21 protein-coding genes and 2 tRNA genes are annotated in these 21,073 nt (G+C 72.7%); 14 read left to right on the top strand and 9 right to left on the bottom strand.

Annotated elements, in window-relative coordinates:
• Positions 1-147 precede the first annotated feature (147 nt).
• Positions 148-792, bottom strand: coding sequence for a 16S rRNA (guanine(527)-N(7))-methyltransferase RsmG (locus tag BSZ37_RS06170; protein WP_095509702.1), 645 nt, complete (start codon positions 790-792; stop codon positions 148-150).
• A 63-nt stretch (positions 793-855) separates the two neighbouring features.
• A complete protein-coding gene (locus BSZ37_RS06165) occupies positions 856-1,212 on the bottom strand; it encodes a winged helix-turn-helix transcriptional regulator (RefSeq protein WP_095509701.1) in 357 nt (118 codons plus the stop codon).
• Between the two features lie 72 nt (positions 1,213-1,284).
• Here BSZ37_RS06165 and BSZ37_RS06160 point away from each other — a divergent pair, with 72 nt between their 5' ends.
• Entirely contained in the window at positions 1,285-1,944 is a 660-nt protein-coding gene (locus tag BSZ37_RS06160; protein WP_095509700.1) for an NAD(P)-dependent oxidoreductase, read from the top strand.
• 41 nt (positions 1,945-1,985) lie between these two features.
• On the opposite strand, the gene mnmG is transcribed toward BSZ37_RS06160, so the two are convergent.
• Positions 1,986-3,977, bottom strand: a complete 1,992-nt coding sequence (gene mnmG, locus BSZ37_RS06155) for a tRNA uridine-5-carboxymethylaminomethyl(34) synthesis enzyme MnmG (protein WP_245838609.1) — start codon at positions 3,975-3,977, stop codon at positions 1,986-1,988.
• A 152-nt stretch (positions 3,978-4,129) separates the two neighbouring features.
• Between mnmG and BSZ37_RS06150 the strand changes: the two genes are divergently transcribed.
• A complete protein-coding gene (locus BSZ37_RS06150) occupies positions 4,130-4,573 on the top strand; it encodes a hypothetical protein (protein WP_095509699.1) in 444 nt (147 codons plus the stop codon).
• Positions 4,570-5,070, top strand: a complete 501-nt coding sequence (locus tag BSZ37_RS06145; protein WP_095509698.1) for a hypothetical protein — start codon at positions 4,570-4,572, stop codon at positions 5,068-5,070. The genes BSZ37_RS06150 and BSZ37_RS06145 overlap by 4 nt, the downstream gene beginning before the upstream one ends.
• Before the next feature lie 144 nt (positions 5,071-5,214).
• On the opposite strand, the gene BSZ37_RS06140 is transcribed toward BSZ37_RS06145, so the two are convergent.
• From BSZ37_RS06140 to rpmH, 5 genes are all read right to left on the bottom strand, one after another.
• On the bottom strand, positions 5,215-5,763 hold the full coding sequence (locus BSZ37_RS06140; RefSeq protein WP_095509697.1) for a hypothetical protein: 549 nt from the start codon (positions 5,761-5,763) through the stop codon (positions 5,215-5,217).
• Positions 5,764-5,913: 150 nt separating this feature from the next.
• Positions 5,914-7,317 (bottom strand): tRNA uridine-5-carboxymethylaminomethyl(34) synthesis GTPase MnmE, encoded by a 1,404-nt coding sequence (gene mnmE / locus BSZ37_RS06135; protein WP_245838607.1) that lies wholly within the window; start codon positions 7,315-7,317, stop codon positions 5,914-5,916.
• 126 nt (positions 7,318-7,443) lie between these two features.
• Positions 7,444-9,369 carry a membrane protein insertase YidC gene (yidC, locus tag BSZ37_RS06130; RefSeq protein WP_095509695.1) on the bottom strand — a complete coding sequence of 642 codons (1,926 nt, stop codon included), beginning with the start codon at positions 9,367-9,369 and terminating at the stop codon, positions 7,444-7,446.
• A 44-nt stretch (positions 9,370-9,413) separates the two neighbouring features.
• Positions 9,414-9,857, bottom strand: a complete 444-nt coding sequence (locus tag BSZ37_RS06125; RefSeq protein WP_218830420.1) for a ribonuclease P protein component — start codon at positions 9,855-9,857, stop codon at positions 9,414-9,416.
• A 25-nt stretch (positions 9,858-9,882) separates the two neighbouring features.
• Positions 9,883-10,038: a 50S ribosomal protein L34 gene (gene rpmH / locus BSZ37_RS21910; RefSeq protein ID WP_158225175.1), complete on the bottom strand. Its 156-nt coding sequence runs from the start codon at positions 10,036-10,038 to the stop codon at positions 9,883-9,885.
• 240 nt (positions 10,039-10,278) lie between these two features.
• Here rpmH and BSZ37_RS06115 point away from each other — a divergent pair.
• Positions 10,279-10,351, top strand: a tRNA-Gly gene (locus tag BSZ37_RS06115).
• A gap of 87 nt (positions 10,352-10,438) precedes the next feature.
• A tRNA-Val gene (locus tag BSZ37_RS06110) sits at positions 10,439-10,512 on the top strand.
• A 30-nt stretch (positions 10,513-10,542) separates the two neighbouring features.
• On the opposite strand, the gene BSZ37_RS06105 is transcribed toward BSZ37_RS06110, so the two are convergent.
• Positions 10,543-11,583, bottom strand: a complete 1,041-nt coding sequence (locus tag BSZ37_RS06105) for a sugar phosphate isomerase/epimerase family protein (protein ID WP_179299499.1) — start codon at positions 11,581-11,583, stop codon at positions 10,543-10,545.
• Between the two features lie 404 nt (positions 11,584-11,987).
• Here BSZ37_RS06105 and BSZ37_RS06100 point away from each other — a divergent pair, with 404 nt between their 5' ends.
• From BSZ37_RS06100 to BSZ37_RS06060, 9 genes are all read left to right on the top strand, one after another.
• The gene (locus BSZ37_RS06100) at positions 11,988-13,028 is read left to right on the top strand and encodes a LacI family DNA-binding transcriptional regulator (protein ID WP_095509691.1); all 1,041 of its coding nucleotides are present in this window, start codon (positions 11,988-11,990) and stop codon (positions 13,026-13,028) included.
• A gap of 157 nt (positions 13,029-13,185) precedes the next feature.
• The gene (locus tag BSZ37_RS06095; protein WP_095509690.1) at positions 13,186-14,124 is read left to right on the top strand and encodes a branched-chain amino acid transaminase; all 939 of its coding nucleotides are present in this window, start codon (positions 13,186-13,188) and stop codon (positions 14,122-14,124) included.
• Between the two features lie 103 nt (positions 14,125-14,227).
• Positions 14,228-15,370: a sensor histidine kinase gene (locus tag BSZ37_RS06090; protein WP_095509689.1), complete on the top strand. Its 1,143-nt coding sequence runs from the start codon at positions 14,228-14,230 to the stop codon at positions 15,368-15,370.
• 79 nt (positions 15,371-15,449) lie between these two features.
• Complete coding sequence (locus BSZ37_RS06085) at positions 15,450-16,064, top strand: response regulator transcription factor (protein WP_095509688.1); 615 nt, start codon at positions 15,450-15,452, stop codon at positions 16,062-16,064.
• Between the two features lie 78 nt (positions 16,065-16,142).
• Positions 16,143-16,595 carry a peptidase S1 gene (locus BSZ37_RS06080; RefSeq protein WP_095509687.1) on the top strand — a complete coding sequence of 151 codons (453 nt, stop codon included), beginning with the start codon at positions 16,143-16,145 and terminating at the stop codon, positions 16,593-16,595.
• Between the two features lie 226 nt (positions 16,596-16,821).
• Positions 16,822-17,487 (top strand): NuoI/complex I 23 kDa subunit family protein, encoded by a 666-nt coding sequence (locus tag BSZ37_RS06075; RefSeq protein ID WP_095509686.1) that lies wholly within the window; start codon positions 16,822-16,824, stop codon positions 17,485-17,487.
• Positions 17,488-17,561: 74 nt separating this feature from the next.
• Positions 17,562-18,092, top strand: a complete 531-nt coding sequence (locus BSZ37_RS06070; protein WP_095509685.1) for a hypothetical protein — start codon at positions 17,562-17,564, stop codon at positions 18,090-18,092.
• Positions 18,093-18,258: 166 nt separating this feature from the next.
• A complete protein-coding gene (locus BSZ37_RS06065) occupies positions 18,259-19,005 on the top strand; it encodes a DUF305 domain-containing protein (protein ID WP_095509684.1) in 747 nt (248 codons plus the stop codon).
• 99 nt (positions 19,006-19,104) lie between these two features.
• Positions 19,105-21,042 (top strand): LVIVD repeat-containing protein, encoded by a 1,938-nt coding sequence (locus BSZ37_RS06060; protein WP_143537573.1) that lies wholly within the window; start codon positions 19,105-19,107, stop codon positions 21,040-21,042.
• The last annotated feature ends 31 nt before the right edge of the window (positions 21,043-21,073 follow it).

Genomic DNA, 21,073 nt, shown 5'->3' with positions numbered 1-21,073 from the left:
GGCCCGCACCTCCCGCTCACGACCAACCAACGGGGTCATACGCACCAAGCCGCCAGGGTGCCCGAACGTACAGCAGGAGGGCCTGCGTTTCGCACGCCGAACCCAAAACATCCCAGACCGGTAGCCGGGACGGATCCGGCCCGTGCCTTACACGGCGCCGTCCGTCACGCTGACGATCGCCTTGTCGCCCCACTCGGTCCCGAGGACGTCGGCGAGCGACTCGGTGACGACCTCCGCCTCGGGCGCGGCGTCGCCGAGGTCGGCGGTCTCGGCCGTGAGGTCGCCGCCCTTGAGGCAGACGAGGCCGGGCGCCCACGCGCCGTCCGTCTGGCCACCCATCGGCTGGCGGGCCCGCACGTGCCACCCCCAGAGCGTGGCGAGCGGCGCCGTCGCGCGGCTGACCGAGAGGTGGGGCGCCGGTCCGTCGTACGCCTCGGCGCGACCGTTCCAGACGTCGAGGTTTTCGAGTCCGAGCCGCCGGGCAAACAACTTGACGGCTTCGGTCTTCTTGCCGACGGCGTCGACGGCGACCACCTGCACGTCCGGGAACGCGACCGCCAGCGGGACGGCCGGGAGCCCGCCGCCCGTGCCCCAGTCGACGACCACGGCGCCGTCAGGGAACGGCCGAACGGCGAGGGCGAGGCAGTGGCGGACGTGCCGCTCCAGGTCGGCGCGCCCGGCCGGCCGGGCCACGAGGTTGACGCGCGCGTTGACGCGCTCGAGTTGGCCGACGTAGGCGTCAAGCGTGTCGCGCTGCGCCGGCGAGAGGTCGACGGGGAGGTCCGAGATCATGGGGGCGCTACGCCGGACCGGCCGCCGTCGGTTCCGCCGTCGCGGTCCCGGCGGAACGGCGCCTCACGCGCCCGGCGTCCGCCACGGCCCGTCCAGGTGCTCGCCCCCCCACGCCGCCAGCGCGCCGAGGGCCGGCACGAGCGCGTCGCCCTTCGGGGTCAGCGTGTAGTCGACCCGGCGTGGGACGCCGCCGTCGGCTCGTGTGTGGGCCGTCCGCGAGACGAGCCCGTCGGCCTCGAGGGCGCGGAGCTGCTGCGACAGCATCTTCTCGGACACCCCCACGACGGCTCTCCGGAGCGCCCCGAAGTGCCGGGGGCCGCCCGCGAGGTGCCACAGGATGGGGATTTTCCACTTGCCTCCGACCACGGCGACGGTGGCCGTGACCGGGCAGACCTCGTGGCGGACGTCGGATGCGGACATGAGCTACTGAGGGAACGGGAAGTACCGGTGAGGGCGTGAAGGGTACGACCCGTTCCCATGTCCCCTTCCGCCATGTCTTCGTCTCTCCGCCTCGCCGTCTTCGGCGCCACCGGCCGAACCGGCCGCGAGGTGGTCGCGCAGGCGCTCGCCCGCGGCCACGAGGTCGCCGCCTTCGTTCGCGATCCCGCCAAGCTGGCCGACCAGCAGGACCCCTCCGACGCCCGCCTCCACGTCGTGGAAGGCGACGTCCGCGACGCCGAGGCCGTCGCCCGCGCCGTCGAGGGCGCCGACGCCGTGGTCTCCTGCCTCGCCCCGGTCCCGAGCGACGGGCCGGTCCAGACCCAGGGGACCGAGAACATCGTCGCGGCCATGCGGCGGCACGGCGTCGAGCGCGTCGTGAGCGAGACCGGCGCCGGCGTGGCCTCGCCCGCCGACCCGCCGCCGTCGCTCGGCGCCCGGCTCATGCGCGGCGTCATGCGGCTCGTGGCCGGGAAGGTCCTCGCCGACGGCGAGGGCCACGCCGAGGCGCTCCGGCGGTCCGGCCTCGACTACGCCGTCGTGCGTGCCCCCCGACTGACGACCGGGCCACGGACCGGCCACGTCCGCCACGGGACGGACCTCGCGCTCGGCCCCGGCGAGAGCATCTCGCGCGCCGACGTGGCCGCGTTCATGCTCGACGAGGCCGAGGGCGGGGCGTACCACCGGGCCGAGCCGTTCGTGACCGGCGCCTAGCGGCCCCGCCCGCCTCGGTCGGATCGCGGGGGCGCCCGCGGCTACGCCGAGGCGGAGACGGCCGGCACGCCGGTGGCGGAGCCTGTGGTGAGCGCAGCCGAACCATCGCCCGACGACGCGCGGTGCCGTTTCAAGAGCACCATCAGCGCCTGCACGTCGGCTGGTGAGACGCCGGAGACGCGGGAGGCCTGCCCGAGCGTGTCGGGCCGGATGCGCGACAGCTTCTCGCGCGCCTCGTGCGTGATGGCCGTGACCGCCGCGTAGTCGAAGTCGTGCGGCACGCGCCATTTTTCGAGGCTCCGCATCTGCTCAACGAGGTCGCGCTCGCGCTCGACGTACCCGGCGTAGCCGAGTTCGACGGCCGCCAGCTCCGCCGTCCGCTCCATCCCGGGGCCGGGCACGACGAGGCCCTGCTGCCCGGTCGCCTCCAGGAGGTCCGAGAGGTCCACCTCCGGCCGGAGGACGAGCCGCGCGAGGCGCGTCGGCTCCGAGATCGGCGACGTGCCGACCGAGTCGAGGTAGCCGTTGACGGCGTCGGGGTCGGCGTTGGTCGCTTCGAGCGCGTCGATCGTCCGGCGGAGGGCGTCCTCCTTCTGGTCGAGCCGCGCGACCCGGTCCGCCTCGGCGAGGCCGAGGTCCCGGCCGAGGCGCGTGAGGCGGCGGTCGGCGGTGTCCTGGCGGAGGAGGAGCCGGTGCTCGGCGCGGCTCGTGAACATGCGGTACGGCTCGTCGGTCCCCTTCGCCACGAGGTCGTCGATGAGCACGCCGAGGTAGGCCTGGTCGCGGCCGAGGACGACGCCCTCCTCCGCGCCCAGCGACCGCACGGCGTTGATGCCGGCCATCAGCCCCTGCCCCGCGGCCTCCTCGTAGCCCGTCGTCCCGTTGATCTGGCCGGCCAGGAAGAGCCCACCGACGCGCTTCGTCTCCAGCGTGTAGCGGATCTGGTAGGGCGGGACGTAGTCGTACTCGATGGCGTATCCGGGCCGGAGGACGTGCGCCCGCTCGAGCCCGGGGACCTGCCGCAGCGCCGCCGTCTGGACGTCCTCCGGAAGGCTCGTCGAGAAGCCGTTGACGTAGACCTCGTGCGTGTCCCAGCCCTCGGGTTCGAGAAACAGCTGGTGGCGGGACTTGTCGGCGAACCGGTCGATCTTGTCCTCGATCGACGGGCAGTACCGGGGGCCGCGGCCCTCGATCCGACCCGCGAACATCGGCGAGCGGTCGAACCCGGTGCGGAGCGTGTCGTGGACCTCCTGGGAGGTGTACGTCAGCCAGCACGAGCGCTGTTCGCTCGGCAGCGCGTCCGTGAGATGCGAGAACGGGCGCGGATCGGCGTCGCCGGGTTGCTCCTCGCAGGCACGGGTGTCGATGCTCCGCCCGTCGATGCGCGGCGGCGTGCCCGTCTTGAGCCGGCCGAGTTCGAAGCCCAGCGCCTCCAGCGACGCGCTCAGCCCGACGGCCGCGCGCGCGCCGGCCCGCCCGCCGCCGAACTGCTGCTCGCCGAGGTGGATCGTCCCGTTGAGGAACGTCCCCGACGTGAGGATCACGGCGCGCGCCTGGATCTCGAGCCCCGTCTGCGTCCGCACCCCCACCACCTCCGCCTCGACGCCGAGGCGGGCGGAGCCGGGCCGCGTGAGGAGGTCCGTCACCATGTCCTGGCGGAAAAACAGGCCCGTCGTCTCTTCGAGCGCGCGGCGGACGGCCGCGGCGTAGAGCGCGCGGTCGGACTGGCAGCGCGGGCTCCAGACGGCCGGGCCCTTGCCCTTGTTGAGCATTCGGAACTGGATGCCGGTCTGGTCGGCCACGCGGCCCATGAGCCCGCCGAGCGCGTCGATCTCGCGCACGATCTGGCCCTTCCCGACGCCGCCGACGGCCGGGTTGCACGACATGGCACCAAGCGTGTCGAGGTTCATCGACACGAGGAGGGTGCGGGCGCCGAGGCGAGCGGCTGCGTGGGCCGCCTCGGCCCCGGCGTGTCCGCCGCCGACCACGACTACGTCGTACTCGTTTGGGAGGGGTGCGCTGTCTCGGATCACGGGTCTGCCTGCGATTCGACCACAGGATAGGGAGAGCGGTGGATGGCCCTCCCGGATTCAGCGCGAAATGGGCGATGGGCCCACGCGGCACGACGTCGGTTTATGCCCTACAAATTCCTGCCGATACTCCACCCACTCCTCCCCTACGGGCCATGACGAGACGGTTTGTCGACAACATCGAGCTGTGGCTGAGCGCAGCCGGGCTTCTGGTCGTGTGGGGCGCCGCGGCCCTCCTCGGCCCGAGCGGGGTCGGCGTGTGGCAGATCGCGGCGGTGACGGCGCTCGGTGTGAGCGTGGTCCACGGACTCATCTTCTGGGTCGTCCGGCGGCGCCAGCGGCTCGTCCGGAGCGAGTCGGTCCACACGATCCGCGAGATGCTGACGGATCAGGTCACGAACCAGCTCGCCATCATGCGCATGTGGATCCCCGACGACGCCGACCGTGCGATGCTGGAGGCCCACTTCGACGGGATCGACTCGTCCATCTCCGAGATCGACCGGATGGTCAACGGGCTCTCCGAGGAGAAGCTGCGCGCGTGGGAGACGATGTACGCCAACGCGGCCGAGCCCATCCGGCTCGCCGCCCCGGCCCCGTGACCGCCCCGCCCCCCGCCCTGCCGGAGTGGACGCCGCTGGCGACGTCGCCGGGGACGACAGACCCCACCGTGCCGCTGAGCGCCCCGGGCCCGCTCCTCGTCAAGGGGCCACGGAGCCCGCACGAGGCGGCGCCCCTGGCCCGCTCGCTCCGGGTGAGCAACGACCGGACCGTCTTGCGACGCCGGCTCATGTATGTCCGCGACCACGTCCTCAAGCGGTTCGAGCTGTACGCGGCCACGATGACGATCGCGTTCCTGGGCTTCGCCTCCGGCCTCGTCTGGGCCGACGCGGGCGCCTCGACCACGTTCGTCGTCGCGGTCGTCGGAATGGGGGCGATCCAGATGTCGATCCAATGGGCCATCCAGGAGCGCGAGCGGCGGCTCCGGGCCCAGGCCGTCGCGGAGATCCGGGAGATGCTGCGCGACCGGGTCCTCAACCAGCTGGCCGTCGTCCGCATCCGGACCGCCGGGGACCCCCAGTGCACCGACCTCCAGTAGGACGTCCTGAAAGACATCGACCACGCCCTCGGCCACATCAAGCGGATGGTCGACGAGCTCTCCGAATCCGAGCTCGACACGTGGCGCCTGACCTACGTCAACGTGGCCGACGACATCGCCGTGCCGAACCTCGAGGACTGAGCGCTACGGGCCCTCCGGGAGGTACGGCACTGGGATCGGCGTGGCCTCGTCCTCCTGGTGCCAGAAAATGGACAGCATGTTCCAGCGCTCGCCGTCCCAGAACGCCTGCATCGAGTTGATGCCGCGGGCGAAGGGCTCCTCGGCCGGGTCGAGGCGGCTCTCGTAGGTGCTCCAGACGTGGGCGATGGAGCCGTAGCGCTCGACGCGGCGGGCAGCCTCGACCTCGTAGAACCCCTTGCCCTGGAAGATCGGCGCCTCGCGGAACGTCCGGCTGCCGAGCTCGACGTAGTCGTCGACCGACATCACGCGGGCGATGCGCTCGCCGTCGGGCGTCACGCCGGTCGGGATGAGGCGGGCTTCCGGGTGGTGGAGCGAGCGGAACCGGTCCCAGTCGCGCTCCTCGGTGGCCGGGCCGGAGATCACGGCGTAGACCGTCTCGATGAGCGCGTCGAGCGAGGCGACGTCGACCGGGTCCGCCTCGGGCCAGTCGGCGGCGTCCTGGGCGCCGGCGGACGCGGCGAGGAGGGCGAGGGCGAAGACGAGGCGGCGCATGGCGGAGGAGGCGGGATGCGGAAGAGTACGCACCGGCACGTTCCCGGAACGCCGCGTCCCACTCGGGAACGGCGTCGAGGCGGGCAGACCGGGTGGTGGCGCGCCGTCTTCCTGGACGCCGTCTGGAGTCGGGCGCTCCACCGGTGCGCCCTACTTGCCGATGCAGAACTGCGAGAACACGGCGTCGAGCACGTGCTCCGTCGTCACGGCGCCGGTGACGAGGCCGAGCTCGTGGAGCGCCGCGCGGAGGTCGAGCGCGAGCGTGTCGCCGCCGGAGCCCGCCGCCAGCGTCCGGCGGGCGCGGCCGACGGCCTCGCGGGCCGCCTCGAGGTGCGCCCGGTGCCGCTCGTTGACGGCGACGAGTCCGCCCTCGGCAGCGTCCAGCCCCTCGGCACGGACGGCATGGAGCAGCGACCGGCGGAGGCCGTCGAGCGCGGCGGGGTTTGTCATCGCGTCCTGCGCAGAGACCACGAGCGCCGTCGTGCCCCCTTCTGCCTCGGCGTCGAGGCGGGCGGGGTCGGTCACGAGATCTGCTTTGTTCTGAATGCAGATGACGGGCAGGTCGGGGCGCCGCACGGCGAGGTCGTCCAGGAACGACCGCTCCTCCCCGTCCAACCCGACGGCCGCGTCGACGACGTAGACGAGCACGTCCGACGTGTCGATGGCGGCGCGGGCACGGCGGGTGCCCTCGGCCTCGATCGCGTCGGCCGTCTCGCGGAGGCCGGCCGTGTCCACGAACCGGAAGCGGAGGCCGCCGATCTCGGCCTCGGCCTCGACGGCGTCGCGCGTGGTCCCGGGCGTCGGCGAGACGATCGCGCGGTCCTCACCCACGAGCGCGTTGAGCAGCGTCGACTTGCCGGCGTTCGGCCGACCGCCGAGCACGACGCGAACGCCGTCGCGCGCGAGCGCCCCGAGACGGGCCGAGCCGACGAGCTCTTCGAGCAGGCGGTCCGCCCCGGTGAGGAGGTCACGGAGGTCGTCGCGGTCGGCGAACTCGACGTCCTCCTCGCCGAAGTCGAGCTCGAGCTCCACGAGCGCCGCCGTCTGCACGAGCGACTGGCGGACGGCCCCGACGGCGTCCGACACGCGCCCGCGGAGGGCGGCGACGGCCGTCCGGTGGCCGAGCCGGCTCTCGGCGTGGATGAGGTCGGCGACGGCCTCGGCCTGCGCGAGGTCGAGCTTGCCGTGGAGGAACGCGCGCTGCGTGAACTCGCCCGGCGCCGCCGGCCGCGCACCGGCATCGTAGAGCGCCCGGAGCACGGCCTGCGCGACCGTGTCGCCCCCATGACACGTGACCTCGACGACGTCCTCGCCGGTCGACGAGTGCGGCCCGCGCCAGACGACGCTCACGACCTGATCGATCCGCCGCCCGTCGCCGTCGCGGAGCCAGCCGACCCAGACCGTCCGCCCCTCGGCCTCCGCCAGCCCCTCGTTCGAGAACCGCGACGCCACGACCGGCACGGCCTCGGGCCCGCTCACGCGGACCACGGCGAGGGCCGCCGTCCCCCGCGCCGTCGCGAGCGCGGCGATCGTGGAGCGGGCGTCGGGAGGCACGGGCGGGTCCGCCTCGGCGGCTCCCCTGAGCGAAGCCGAAGGGCCGAGGCGGGCGGAGTCAGACATCGGAGCGGACGGGAGCGAGCGATCCGTTCGACGCACGTCGCCGGCTTCCCGCTCCACGCCTTACTTCTTGCCCTTCTTCGAGCGGGACTGGCCGTTCTTCGACACGACCTGCGACGTAAGACCGCGGCGGCCAGGCCGACGGGCACGCTTGCCGTTCGTCCCGGCTGCCTTCTCGGCGACCGCCGCGGCCTTGTCAATCTCCGGCGTCTCGCCCCGCTCGTGCGCCTCGTGGACCTGCTTGTTGACGAGCCGCTGCTGGACGATCGAGAAGAGGTTGAACGCGAGGTAGTACAGCGAGAGGCCCGACGGGAACCGGTTGAAGAACAGGAAGAACACCAGGGGCATCATGTACATGAGCACCTTCTGCTGCGCCCCCCCCATCCCGCTCGACGACGACATCGAGAGCTGCATGGAGATGACCATCGAGGCCGCCATGAGCATCGTGAAGCCCGCGAGGTAGTCGCCCACGAACGGGATCGTGAACGGCAGCGGGAGCACGGGGTCCGGCGCCGAGAGGTCGGCCGCCCACAGGAACGACTCGCCGCGGAGCACGAGCGTCGACTGGAAGAACCGCCACAGCGCGATGAGCAGCGGGTACTGCAGGAGCATCGGGAGACACCCGCCCAACGGGTTGACGCCCGCCTCCTTGTAGACCCGCATCATGGCCTCCTGCTGCTTCTGCGGGTCCTCGCCGTACTTCTCCTTGACGGCGGTGAGCTGGGGCTGCAGCTCGCGCATCTTCGCCGCGTTCCGATAGCTCACGGCCGTCAGTGGCCACAGCAGGAGCTTGATGATCAGCGCGAAGACGATGATCACGAGCCCGTAGCTCGGGATGAACGTCGAGAGGAACGCGAACGCCGGGGCGACGACGAACTGGGCGATGGGCCGGATCATCCACCCGACCCAGGCGCCGAAGTCGACGGTGTCGTAGAGGCCGTAGTCGGAGAGCCGCCGGAGCTCGAGCGGGCCGAGGTAGAGCGTGTAGGCCGCGGCCTCGCCGGCCCCGAGGCGGGGCATCTCGAGGCGGGCCGAGTAGTCCTGCGAGAACCCATCCGGCACGTCGGCCTCCCCGACCTGCGCGCCCGTGAGCCGCGCGCCCTCCGTCGTCCCCTGAGGGATGAGCGCGGCGATGAAGAACTTGGTCTTGACCGCGACCCAGTCGATCGAGCCCGTGAGCACGAGGGGCTCGGCCTCGCCCGCCTCGGTCAGCTTGACCGACTCGGTGTCGCCGGCCGAGCTGACGAACGCGCCGGCCTGCTGGGTCTCGCCGAGCGCGTCGGCCTCGGCGAGCGGGAGCGCGCCGTCCCAGACGAGCTCGTAGCCGCCGCCCTGGCTCAGGAGGTCGGTGCCGGGCGTCTCGACGCGGAAGTCGACATCGTACGAGTCGTGGTGGAAGCCGTAGACGAACCGGAGCGCGCCGCCCCCGTCGGCGCCGCGGATCGGCGTCTCGAACCGGACGTCGCCCTCGCCCTCCTCGATCCGGAGCGTGTCGCCGGTGAACGGCTCGCCGTTGACGACCGGCGTGAACGCGAGCGCGCGCGTGTCGAGGTATTCGCCTCGGCGCGGGAGCACGCCGAGGGCGAGCGCCCCGTCCTCGTCCGACACCAGCTCGACGGGCTCGTCGGTGCCCGCGCGGTCGTAGCTCCGGAGCTTGAACGAGACCGGCGTGCCACCGTGCGTCGAGAACGTGGCCTCGTACCGATCGGTGAGGACGGTGACGAACCGCTCGGGCTGGCTCTCGGCCGCCACGAACGCCGAGTCCGCAGGGGCCGTCGGGACGCCGAGCGCCTCGGCCTCCTCGGGAGCCGGCGCGGCCTCCGCCAGCGAGTCGGCAGCGGCCTGGACCGCGGCGACCGAGTCGGCGGTGGCGCGCTGGGCCTCGACCTCCTCGGGCGACGGCGCGGTCTGGATCATCCACAGCCCCAGGATCAGGGACATGAGGAGGATCCCGAGGATGGCGGTGCGGTCGAGGCCCTGGGGTTCCACGTGCGTCGTTGGGGGATGGGGGCCCGTCGTCCGGGCCGGGGCGCCTACGGGCGCGGTCGCTCGGAAGGTGCGGGGATCGCCTCGGCGAGCGGGATCTCGCGCTCGGCCAGTCGGGCGAGCGCCCGCGGCAGGTCGCGGCGGATGGCCTCGCCCGCGCCGTCGTCTCGGCCTCGGTACAGGGTCATCATCGTCAGGCAGTCGGGGCGGCCGCCGAACCGGTCGAGGAGGGGCCCCTGGTGGAGCCGGAACGCCTCACGGAGATGACGGCGAACCCTCGTCCGAATCGTGTTCGTCGCCCGGCGGCCCGGCGCGAAGCCGACCTGGGCCCCCACGTCGTGGCCGGTGGCCTCACGCGGGACGGTCCGGTACAGGAGCACCACGGTCCCGGCGCGAACGCGGCCCACGTCGGCTCGGCCCCGGTCGAAGAGGGGCCGGATGAGCCGGCGCCGCTTGAGACGGCGGGAGCGCGGGAAGGCGGCCGGTCGCACGGGGCTGGCGGCACGCGCCGGCAGGCTACTTGCCCGGCTTCGTGTCGCTGACCGTCAGGGCGTGGCGGCCCTTGGCGCGGCGACGGGCGAGGACGTTCCGGCCGTTCTTGGTGGCCATGCGCGAGCGGAAGCCGTGCTTGTTGGCGCGCTTGCGGCGGCTGGGCTGATAGGTGCGCTTCATCGGTGGGGCGCCAGGGGCGCGGCGTCGAGCACCGGCGGGACTCGCCGGCGGGGAAACACAAAGGCGCCGCCTGCGAGCATCGGGTGCACGGGCGGCGGGCTCGAAAGATACCGTGCCGCCCCAGGGCGCCCGTGAAGGGCCGTTGACTTCGGACCGCCCCTCGCGCCCCACGAGCGTCCCGTATTGACGCGGCCCGGGCCGGTCCCGTACCTTCGTCGTTCGCGCCTCAAGGGGCGCTCTGCGGGAATAGCTCAGTTGGTAGAGCATCAGCTTCCCAAGCTGAGGGTCGCGGGTTCGAGTCCCGTTTCCCGCTCCGGGGCCGGTCGGCAACAGTCGGCCGGCCCTTTTTCGTCGGGCTCCGCCTCGGTCTCCCCGCGAGGCCCCCGAGGCGGACGCACCCGGGCGGTTAGCTCAGTTGGTTAGAGCATCTCGTTTACACCGAGAGGGTCGGGGGTTCGAGTCCCTCACCGCCCACCGGAGAACGCACACCAGAACGCGGCCTCCTCAGTCGCCGACCCTTCCCCTGCCGTCGTTCGCCTCGGCCAACGCGGTGAGGTCCAGCCCGTTGACGCGGTCACAGGCCGCGCGGATCGCGTCCATCGCCACTTTCAACGCGACGACGGGCGGCGCCCCTGCGGGGTGGACGTCGAGACCGATCAGCCCGCGGTAGCCGCCCCGGCGGAGCGCGTAGAGACCGACCTCCATCGGCGTCGGCGCGTCGAGGCCGGGGGCGACGAGGTAGCGGCCGAGGGGCCACCGGCTCCAGTGGACGTGCGCGAGGCGCCCCTCGGCGAGGGACCACGCCAGCGTGCCCGGGAGGTCGCCCTCGTCCTCCATCCCGTCGCCGAGTTCGGGGTTCATCGTCACGAGCGCGTGGCCCTCGGCGAGCCGCTGACAGTTCTCGTCGGCCCCCAGCGAGGCCTCCACGTCCCGGGCCAAGACGACGCCGCCGGCAGGTCCGAACAAGGGGCGCCACCGGGGCTCGAACGGCTCGGCGTCGAGCGCCACGCGGACGCCCGGCGCGGCGTCCATCGCCTCGGCCAGCCCGTCGACGAACCGCCGCCGCCGCTCGACCACGTCCGTGCCGAAGGGGACGACGTACCCGTCGGCGCCGGCCCAAACGGCGACGAGGTCCGCCTCGGCCTCGCGCGCGAGCCGGAGGGCCCCGGCCGTCCGGTTGATGGCGGCCTGCCGGACGCTGTCGTCTGCATGGGCGAGCGCCCCCCCGAGGTCGTCCGCGAGGTGGGGGTGGACGGCGGCGAGGCGGACCCCCGTCCCGTCGAGGGCGCGCCGCCAGAGGTCGAGGTTGCCCTCGTGGATCTCGTTGGGGTACGACGCCTCCACGCCGACGACCCCCCGCCCCCCGTAGCCCGCCAGGGACACGGCCGCTTCGAGCCGGGCCTCGACCTCATCGGCCTCCAGCGGCGTCCCGTGGAACCGGCCGTCGGCCTCCCCGAGGTACCACGCGCCGACGGAGAACCCGGGCGCGAGAGGGGACGCGTCCGGGCAGCGAGAGGCTTGGCAGCGGAGGTCGCGGAAGGGCATGCGTCTGAGACTGAACGCCTGAACCGCTAAATAACAGAATCTTTTCCCCGCCGCCAGTCCTTGAAGCCGCTCTCCGACTTTGTCCCACAGACGCCCATACATAGCGCCTTTTGGGCCATTCGATTGACAAATTCGATCTCGACGGGTGAAGTCGAATCGGGACACCGCTTACTGAAGCGCTTCATACAACCCTCTCCTCGTCGACCAAGAGTAGCTATAGACCGCCCGATTCCCACGGCGTCCGCCGACACTCACCACCGCAGGGATCGACCGATTGGCCGGGGACGCGGCGCGGCTGGTACGTCCGCGCTCTCGAGTGGGACGGCCCGACCAGGAGGCCTGTCGTATCCTCCGGCCGACCGCGTGCGCCCTCCTGGGCGGCGCGGTTTCTCGCTACTCACCCGATGCCGAAGCGGATCACCATCTCTGACGTCGCCGAGCAGGCCGGGGTCTCCACGGGGACCGTCTCGGCCGTGCTCAACGACCGTTCGGGCGTGCGCGAGACGACGCGGGCCCGCGTCCGCCACGTGATGGCCGAGCTCGGGTACCGTCCCTCGACGTCGGCCCGCCACCTCGCCGGCCTCGGCGACGCCGCGGCCGTCCAGCCGCCGGGCGTCGGCGTCGTGATCAAGGAGATCGACAACCCGTTCTACGCCGAGGTCGTGAAGGGGGCCGGCCAGGCCCTCGACGAGCGCGGGTACGTCTCGCTCGTCTGCACCTCCGAGGGCGACTACGAGCGGGAGGGGACGGCCATCGACTCGCTCCGCAACCGGTTCGTCGGCGGCGTCATCATCGCGCCGGTCCTCGACGCCCACGCCGACCTCTCGCACCTGTTCATGCTCCGGCGCTCGGGCTTCCCGTTCGTCCTGCTGGAGACGGTCCTCGGGCTGCCCACGAACGCGGTGAGCGTCGACAACGTCGAGGCGGCGGCGCTGGCGGTGCGCCATCTCCTCGGGCTGGGCCACGAGCGCGTGGTCCACTTCGCGGGGCCGACGTACACGCGCCACAGTCAGGACCGGTCGCTCGGGTTCGAGCGGGCCGTCGGGCAGTCGCCGCTCCCGTTCACGCCGTCGCTCGTGGTCCCGGCCGGGTCCGGGTTCGAGGACGGGTACCGGACCGGGCTCGAGTACTTCCGCGACCGCGCCCACGACCGGCCGACGGCCGTCACGTGCTTCAACGACCTCGTCGCGCTCGGGCTCATCCGCGCGCTCACGGAGCTCGGCCTCCGCGTGCCCGACGACGTGTCGGTGGTGGGGTTCGACGACATCCCGGCGGCGAGCTACCTGCCCGCCCCGCTCACGACAGTCCACGTGCCGCAGCGCGAGATGGGCCGACGCGCGGCGACCCTCCTGCTCGACGCCATGGCCGACGCGTCGGCCGAGCCGACGTCGATCCTCCTCGACGCCTCTCTCGTCGAGCGGGCGACGACGGCGCCGCCCGCCTAGTCCGGTCGGGAGCCCGCCCGAGGCCGGCGGGGCGATCCGCGAAGACTGCGCCGAATCAAGGCTGGAAGCGCTACCGGAGATCGGGCCCCGCGTATCCTGGGGCCGACGCCGTCGGTGAGGCCGGCGGGAGTCGTCCCCTTCCCTCCCCTCCGCCCCCATGTCGCAGCCCCGCATCTGGTTCAACGGCGAGCTCGTCGCCTACGAGGACGCCACCATCCACGTCCTGTCCCACGTCGTCCACTACGGGTCGAGCGTGTTCGAGGGGATCCGCGCGTACGACACCGACCGCGGCCCGGCCATCTTCCGCCTCGAGGAGCACATGCGCCGGCTCGTCGACTCGGCGAAGATCCACCGGATGGACCTCGGTTATTCCGTCGACACGCTGAGCGAGGCCGTCGTGGAGACGGTCGCCGCGAGCGGGCTCGCCTCGTGCTACATCCGCCCGGTCTCGTTCCGCGGGCACGGCCCGATGGGCGTCAACCCGCTCAAGAATCCGGTCCACACGGCGATCGCGGTGTGGGAGTGGGGCGCCTACCTCGGGGCCGAGGCCATGGAGCAGGGGGTCGACGTGCAGGTCTCGTCGTGGAACCGGCCGGCGCCGAACACGCTGCCGGCGATGGCGAAGGCCGGCGGCAACTACCTCGGCGGGAGCCTCATCAAGATGGAGGCCATCAAGAACGGGTTCTCGGAGGGCATCGCGCTGAGCGTCGACGGGCTCCTCTCGGAGGGCTCGGGCGAGAACCTGTTCGTGATCCGCGACGGCGTGATCGCGACGCCGCCGCAGACGCTCTCCATCCTCCCCGGCATCACGCGCGACTCGGTCATGCGGATCGCCCGCGACCGCGGCTACGAGGTGATCGAGCGGAGCCTCCCGCGCGAGGCGCTCTACCTCGCCGACGAGTTGTTCTTCACGGGCACGGCCGCCGAGGTTACGCCGATCCGCTCGGTCGACCACTACACGATCGGGAGCGGCGCCCGCGGGCCGATCACGGCCGAGCTCCAGGCGGCCTACTTCGAGGCCCTCCGCGACACGGCCAACCCGCACGGCTGGCTGACGTTCGTGAGCGACGCCGCCCAGCGCGCCGAGGCGGCGTAGCTCGGCGCGGCGTAGTCCGATCGGACCAGGGGACCGGCGTCCGTCTGGATCAGGACGCCGACGGGGCGCGACCTAGCTTGGGAGCGCCCCGCCGTCCCCACCCGTGCGCCCGCTCCTCCTCGCTCTCCTCTTCGCCGCTGTTCCAGCGTCGGCCCAGCCCGCCTCGGCGTCGAGGTCGGGGGAGTCGCCGCGGACGGCGGGCTTCGTCGAGGGGGACGGGCGGCTGGTCTACTTCGAGGTCGTCCGCGACAGCGTCGTCGTGTTCGGGCAGGGCGCCGAGGGGCAGCCGACCGTCACGATCCCCTACGGCGCGTTCGTCGACGCGCTCGACCGGGCGGCGCTGGCGGGCGCGCTCGAGACGACGCTGCCCGCGCCGTCGACCGTCCCGTTCAACATCGACGTCGACGACCGGTCGGTCGTCCGGCTGGCGACGGCGGTGCCGGTCGGGACGCTCGCGTTGGGCCTGCTGGCGATCGCCCTCATCGCGCTCGTGGGTGGGGCCGTCGTGTGGGAGCGGCGCGCGAGGCGGGCGCGGCGGACGCGGGCCGAGTTCCGGCGGCGGCTGGCGGCGGCGCGCGAGGCCGAGCGTGCGCACGTGGCCCGCGAGCTCCACGACGGGCCGGTCCAGGACCTCTGCGCCGTGCAGGTCGCGCTCGCCGGGCAAGCCGGCGGCGAGACCACGCGCGCGGCCGTCAACGGCGTCGTCGGCGAGCTCCGGGCGCTGTGCGACGAGCTCCGCCCGTCGGCGCTCGACGCGTTCGGGCTGACGGCGGCGCTCGCGGCCCTCGCCGACCGCGCCGGCTGGAGCGACGCCACCGACCTCGACGTCCGCTTCCGCGCCGACGACGCGACGCGCGCCGTGGTCGACGGGCCCGCGCTCTCGGACGAAAAGCGGCTCGCGCTCTACCGCATCGCGCAGGAGGCGCTCAACAACGCGGCCCAGCACGCCGGCGGCGACCGCGTCGACCTCGCCCTGTCGCTCGACGACGCCACGCTCCGCCTGACCGTCGACGACGACGGGACTGGTCCGCCCGCCGCCGACGCCCTCGACTACGCCGCGCGGGGGCACTACGGCCTCCTCGGGATGCAGGAGCGGGCCGACCTCCTCCGCGGCACGCTGGCGCTCGGCCGGAGCCCGCTCGGCGGCACGCGCGTCGCCCTCGACGTCCCGCTCGCCCCACACCGCTTGGCGCGGGAGTTGGGGCACGGAAAGCGGGACCTGGCAGAAACCGCTCCCCCGGTCTGACTCCGCCCGCCTCGACGTCGAGGCGGACCCCGTCGGGGTTGCCCACAGAACAGCCCCTCACCCCATCGCCCCTTCTGCAATGCCCCCAGTCACTGTCGTCGTCGCCGACGACCACCCCGTGTTCCGCTCCGGCATCCGCGACGCGCTCGAGAAGGGCGGCCAGATCGAGGTCGTCGGCGAGGCGGCCGACGGGGACGAGGCGCTCAAGCTGGTCCGTCGACTCCGCCCGGACGTCCTGCTCCTCGACATGAACATGCCGGAAGTGCCGGGGCCCGAGGTCGCGGAGGCGCTCCGCGAGGATCCTGAGGCGCCGCGGATCCTCGCCGTCTCGGCCTACAACGACTCGGCCTACATCCACGGGCTTCTCGACGCGGGCGCGGCCGGCTACATCACGAAGGACCAGCACCCGACGGCCGTCCGCGAGGCCGTGCTGGCGGTCCACCGCGGCGAGGGCCGGTGGTTCGTGCCGATCCCGAAGAAGCCCGAGATGCTCTCGCCGCTCACCGGGCGCGAACACGAGGTGCTCGTGCTGATGGCCCGCGGCGTCGACAACGCAGCGATCGGCGAGCGGCTTCGGATCGCCGAGAACACGGTCCGCAACCACCTCGCGGCGGTCTACTCGAAGCTCGGCGTGAGCTCGGCGCGCGAGGCCGTGGCGTGGGCCTGGGAGAACGGGATCGTGAAGGCGACCTGAGGCGGTCGCCGCCGACCGGTTCTGGCGTACCCTCCGACAGCCGCCCGTCGCGACGGCATCTCCCTTTTTTCCGGTACCATGCGCCTCTTCCTTTTCGCCGCCCTGGCCGCCCTGGCCCTGCCCGCGCAGGCCCAGGACGTCTCCGCCCCGCCGACGTTCGGCGACCTCGAGCTCGATGAGGGGTTCGAGCCCGACCCCGTCGAGGTCTCGCTGACGGCCGGCGGCACGGTCACCCCGGCCGTCTCCGGCTGCGACTACGGCACCGTCGCCGAGGCCCCGGACGTGGACCTCTACTACACGACCTCGGGCTCGAGCACCCTCTACATCTCGGCCATCGGCGCCGACGACACGACGCTCCTGGTCAACCTCCCCGACGGCTCGTGGGTCTGCGACGACGACGGCTTCGGCGACGGCGACCCGATCGTCGTGATCGAGAACGCCGAGGACGGCCTCTACGACATCTGGGTCGGGACGTACGGCGACGAGCCCGTCGAGGCCTCGCTGTTCATTTCGGAGATCGACCCGCGCTGACGCACGCCCGGCTCGCCTCCCACTCCGCCCGCCTCGGCCCCACGCCCGAGGCGGGCGGACTCGGCTCGGGCCGCCCCTCGTGGTGGGGCGCCTGTCCCGGGCCGTGTTGCCGCCGCCTCGGGGCGACGGGCCGTGAGGCTGCGTCAACCCGTCGCGAAGGCGCCGGCCTCGGCGAACCCGGTACCGAGGCGGGCGTAGCTTCCGGGCCCCGCCTCTCGCCCGCACGATGCCCGGAACGCCCGTCAACAACGCCACGCCCGACGAGCGGAAGCTCAACTTCTGGGAGCGCCTCTACCTGCCGGAGATCTTCAAGGGCCTCGGCTACTCGGCCTCGAAGATGTCGCTCGACAGCTACGCCTTCGAGTACCCCGAGGAGCAGTGGTACCCGCCGGACTCGTACCGCGGGCGCCCGGTCCTCGTCGAGGAGCAGGGCCGGCCGCGGTGCGTCTCGTGCGGCCTCTGCGCCCGGAGCTGCCCACCGCTCGCCATCTCGATGCAGGCCCACGAGGTCCACGACGACATCAAGGAGCGCGAGCCCGAGTGGTTCGAGATCAACATGCTCCGGTGCATCTACTGCGGGTTCTGCGAGGAGGTCTGCCCCGAGGAGGCCATCGTGATGTCGAAGGAGTACGACCTCACCTTCCAGACCCGCGACGAGGCCCACTTCGGCCTCGACAAGCTGCTTGTCCCGAAGGCCCGCCTCCAGGACCGGCTCGACTTCCTCGAGCGCCGCCGCAACGGCCAGCCGGCCGGGGACTGGCAGCACAAGCCGGAGAACAACGTCCACACGCTCCGCAACCGGCTCGACTACGTGGCCCGTGTCGAGGACGCCGTCGCCGAGGCGGACGAGGCCGACCCCGCCGAGCCGCTCGCCGAGGACGTCGAGGCCTGACGAGAGAGATGGAGGGAGGGGGCATGCGGGATGCGTCCCGTATCCCTCCCACTCCCGCATCCCCCTTCCCTCCCATGCTCGACAAGTACTCGGAGCCCCGCCGTGACGCCGCCACGTTGGCGGCCCGCCGCGAGGCGCTGATCGACCAACTCGGGTGGCTCGAGGACGAGGCCGCCGCGCTCGCGCCGCTCCTCGACGCGTTGCCGGCGTGGGCCGTCGAGCAGGCCCCGATGCCCACCGACCTCTCGGCCAAGCAGACGTTCGCCGCGCTCGCCGCGCTCGACCGCGACGTCTACCCTGACTGGATCGCGCGCCTCCAGGCCGAGGACGCGCCCGATCTGGAATCGCCCCCACTGGAGGCGGAGGAGAACGCCAACGACCGCGACCTCGGCGACCTCCTGAGCGACCTCCGCGCCGCCCGCGAGGCCCTCCGCGGGACCGTCGAGGCGGTGCCGGCCGAGGCGTGGGCCCGCCGTGCCACGCTCGACGGCGACGCGACGGACCTCTACGGGATCGCCCTCGCCATCGTGCAGCGCGACGCCGAGCACCTCAAGGAGCTGGCCTACCGGCTCCACGACGCCGACCTCCGCACGCCGAAGGGCTGACCCGGGTACCCGACCGCGCCTGCCTCGGCGCCGAGGCGGAGGGAGTCGGCCACGTACGGACGACTGCAGGCCGTGCGTTGGGAGGCCGTCGGCAAGCGGGCGCACCTTTCGGAGAGGCGCCCCGTAGCTTGCCGGCGCCCCACCACCGCGCCCGGTCCCGCTTCGCATGACGGCTCGCCACGCCCTCCGCCCGTCCCTCGTCCTCGCCGCGCTCGCGGCCCTCGCCGCCCCCTCCCTCGCCCAGACCGACACGCGGTCGGCGGAGGAGCTCGAGGCGCTCTACTGGGCCCGCCAGGAGGCCGCGATCCAGCGGTTCACCGACGCCGACGTGGCGTTCATGACGGGGATGATCGGGCACCACGCCCAGGCCCTCATCATGTCCGAGATGGCCGAACGGAACGGGGCCGGCCCCGCCGTCCGGCGGCTCGCCGCGCGGATCGACAACGCCCAGCGGGACGAGATCGAGACGATGCAGCGCTGGCTCCGCGACCGCGGCCAGCCCGTCCCCGAGGTCCACATCGAGGGCACGCGGCTCATGATTCACATGACCGGCGGCGACGCCGAGTCCGCCGCCATGGACCACGGGCAAATGGATCATGGCCAGATGGACCACGGCCAGCACGGCGGGGCCGGCATGGCCCACGACCACGGCTCGATGCCCGGCATGCTCACGCAGGCCCAGCTCGACGAGCTCGACGCGGCCCGCGGCGCCGAGTTCGACCGGCTCTTCCTGACCTACATGATCGGCCACCACGCCGGCGCCGTGACCATGGTCGACGACCTGTTCGCCTCCGACGGCGCGGCCCAGGGCGGCAACACGTTCAAGGTCGCCTCCGACATCCAGGTCGACCAGCGGACCGAGATCGCCCGGATGCAGCTCATGCTCGACCAGATGCTGGGCGCCACCGACTAGTCCCGCCTCGACGGCCACACCGGCCGCCTCGGCACCGCATCGCGAGGTCGGCTCGGTCCGGCCGCCCCCCTCCCCCCTCCTTCTCACCCTGACCCCACCATGAGACGCCCCTTCGCCCGCACGCTCGGGCTGCTGCCCCTCGCCGCGCTCCTGCTCGGCCCCCTCGCCCACGCACAGGGCACCGCCGACGCCCGCGTCGGCCTCGACGCCGGCCTCTTCGACGCCGAGGAGGCCATCTGGAACCTCACCAAGCTGTCGTCCACGCCGCCCGCCGAGGACTTCGTCGGCGTGACGAACTCGGACCTCGCCTTCAAGGGCAACTACGCCATCCAGGGCAACTACAACGGCGTCATGATCTGGGACCTCACGAACCCGGCCCGCCCGGAGCTCGTGACCGAGTACCTCTGCCCGGCCTCCCAGAGCGACGTTTCCGTCTACGGCGACCTCATGTTCGTCTCGGGCGAGGGCTTCGGCGGCCGGCTCGACTGCGGCACCGAGGGCGTCGAGACGCAGGTCTCGGCCGACCGGCTCCGCGGCATCCGGATCTTCGACATCTCGGACATCCGCGACCCGCAGTACGTCGCCAACGTCCAGACGTGCCGCGGCTCGCACACGCACTCGGTCCTGAAGGACCCCGACGACGACGAGAACGTCTACATCTACGTCTCAGGCTCGGCCCCGGTGCGGCCGGCGGAGGAGCTCCCGGGCTGCGCCTCGGGCACGCCCGACGAGAACCCGGAGTCGGCCATGTTCCGGATCGAGGTGATCCAGGTCCCGCTCGACAACCCGCAGGCGGCGGCCATCGTCAACAGCCCGCGCATCTTCGAGGGCCTCACGGCGCCGGAGAGCCACGGCCCCAGCCCCGCCGACATCCGCGCGATGGAGGAGGCCAAGGCCGACGGCGCCTACACGATCATGATCGAGGGGAACGAGCAGATCGTCCCCGGCCGCTACGTCCAGATGCTCCTGGCGCAGATGGTCGAGGCCCGCGGCGGCACGGGCGCGCCGACGGCGGCCGACTCGACGATGCTCCGCGAGCAGATGCAGTCGATCGCCGAGGAGCGGTTCGGCATCTCCGCCGAGCCGTCGGAAGGCGGTGAGGAGGGCCCCGGCCCGAACCAGTGCCACGACATCACGCTGTACCCCGAGATCGGGCTGGCCGGCGGCGCCTGCGAGGGCTACGGCCTCCTCCTCGACATCTCCGACCCCGTCCGCCCGACGCGGATCACGGCCGTCGCCGACTCGAACTTCTCGTACTGGCACTCGGCCACGTTCAACAACGACGGCACGAAGGTCCTCTTCACCGACGAGTGGGGCGGCGGCGGCCAGCCGAAGTGCCGCGCCGACGACCCGAAGGAGTGGGGCGCCAACGCCATCTTCTCGATCAACGACGGCGAGCTCGACTTCGAGAGCTACTACAAGCTCCCGGCCCCCCAGACCTCGACCGAGAACTGCGTGGCCCACAACGGCTCGCTCATTCCGGTGCCCGGCCGCGACATCATGGTCCAGAGCTGGTACCAGGGCGGCATCTCCGTCTTCGACTGGACCGACCCGCAGAACCCCGTCGAGATCGCGTACCACGACCGCGGGCCCATCGACGCCGACGAGTTCCAGATGGGCGGCTCGTGGTCGGTGTACTGGTACAACGGCCACATCGTGAGCTCGGAGATCGCGCGCGGCCTCGACGTGTTCGAGCTCGCCCCGAGCGAGCACCTCACGCAGAACGAGATCGACGCGGCCAACACCGTCGAGTTCGCCTACCTCAACGCGCAGGGCCAGCCCAAGTACGACTGGCCGCCGTCGTTTGCCCTCGCGAAGGCGTACGTCGACCAGCTCGAGCGGGCCGAGGCCGGCTCGGCGAGCCAGATCAGCCACGTCCGCCGCGTGCTCGGTGAGGCCGAGGGCGCCTCGGGCGAGGCCCGCGCCCAGATCCTGACGGCGCTCGCCAACCAGGTCTCCGAGTACGTCGCCGGCCCGCACGCCGCGAAGGTGGGGACGCTGGAGACCGCGCTCCGCGACCTCGCCGCCGCGAGCTAGCGCCCCCGCGGCGTCCCGAACGCGACGCGCC

It is taken from the genome of Rubrivirga marina, assembly GCF_002283365.1.
Lineage (GTDB): Bacteria > Bacteroidota > Rhodothermia > Rhodothermales > Rubricoccaceae > Rubrivirga > Rubrivirga marina.
The sequence above is the reverse complement of the archived record's forward strand: the minus strand, read 5'-3'. Positions and strand labels throughout refer to the sequence as shown.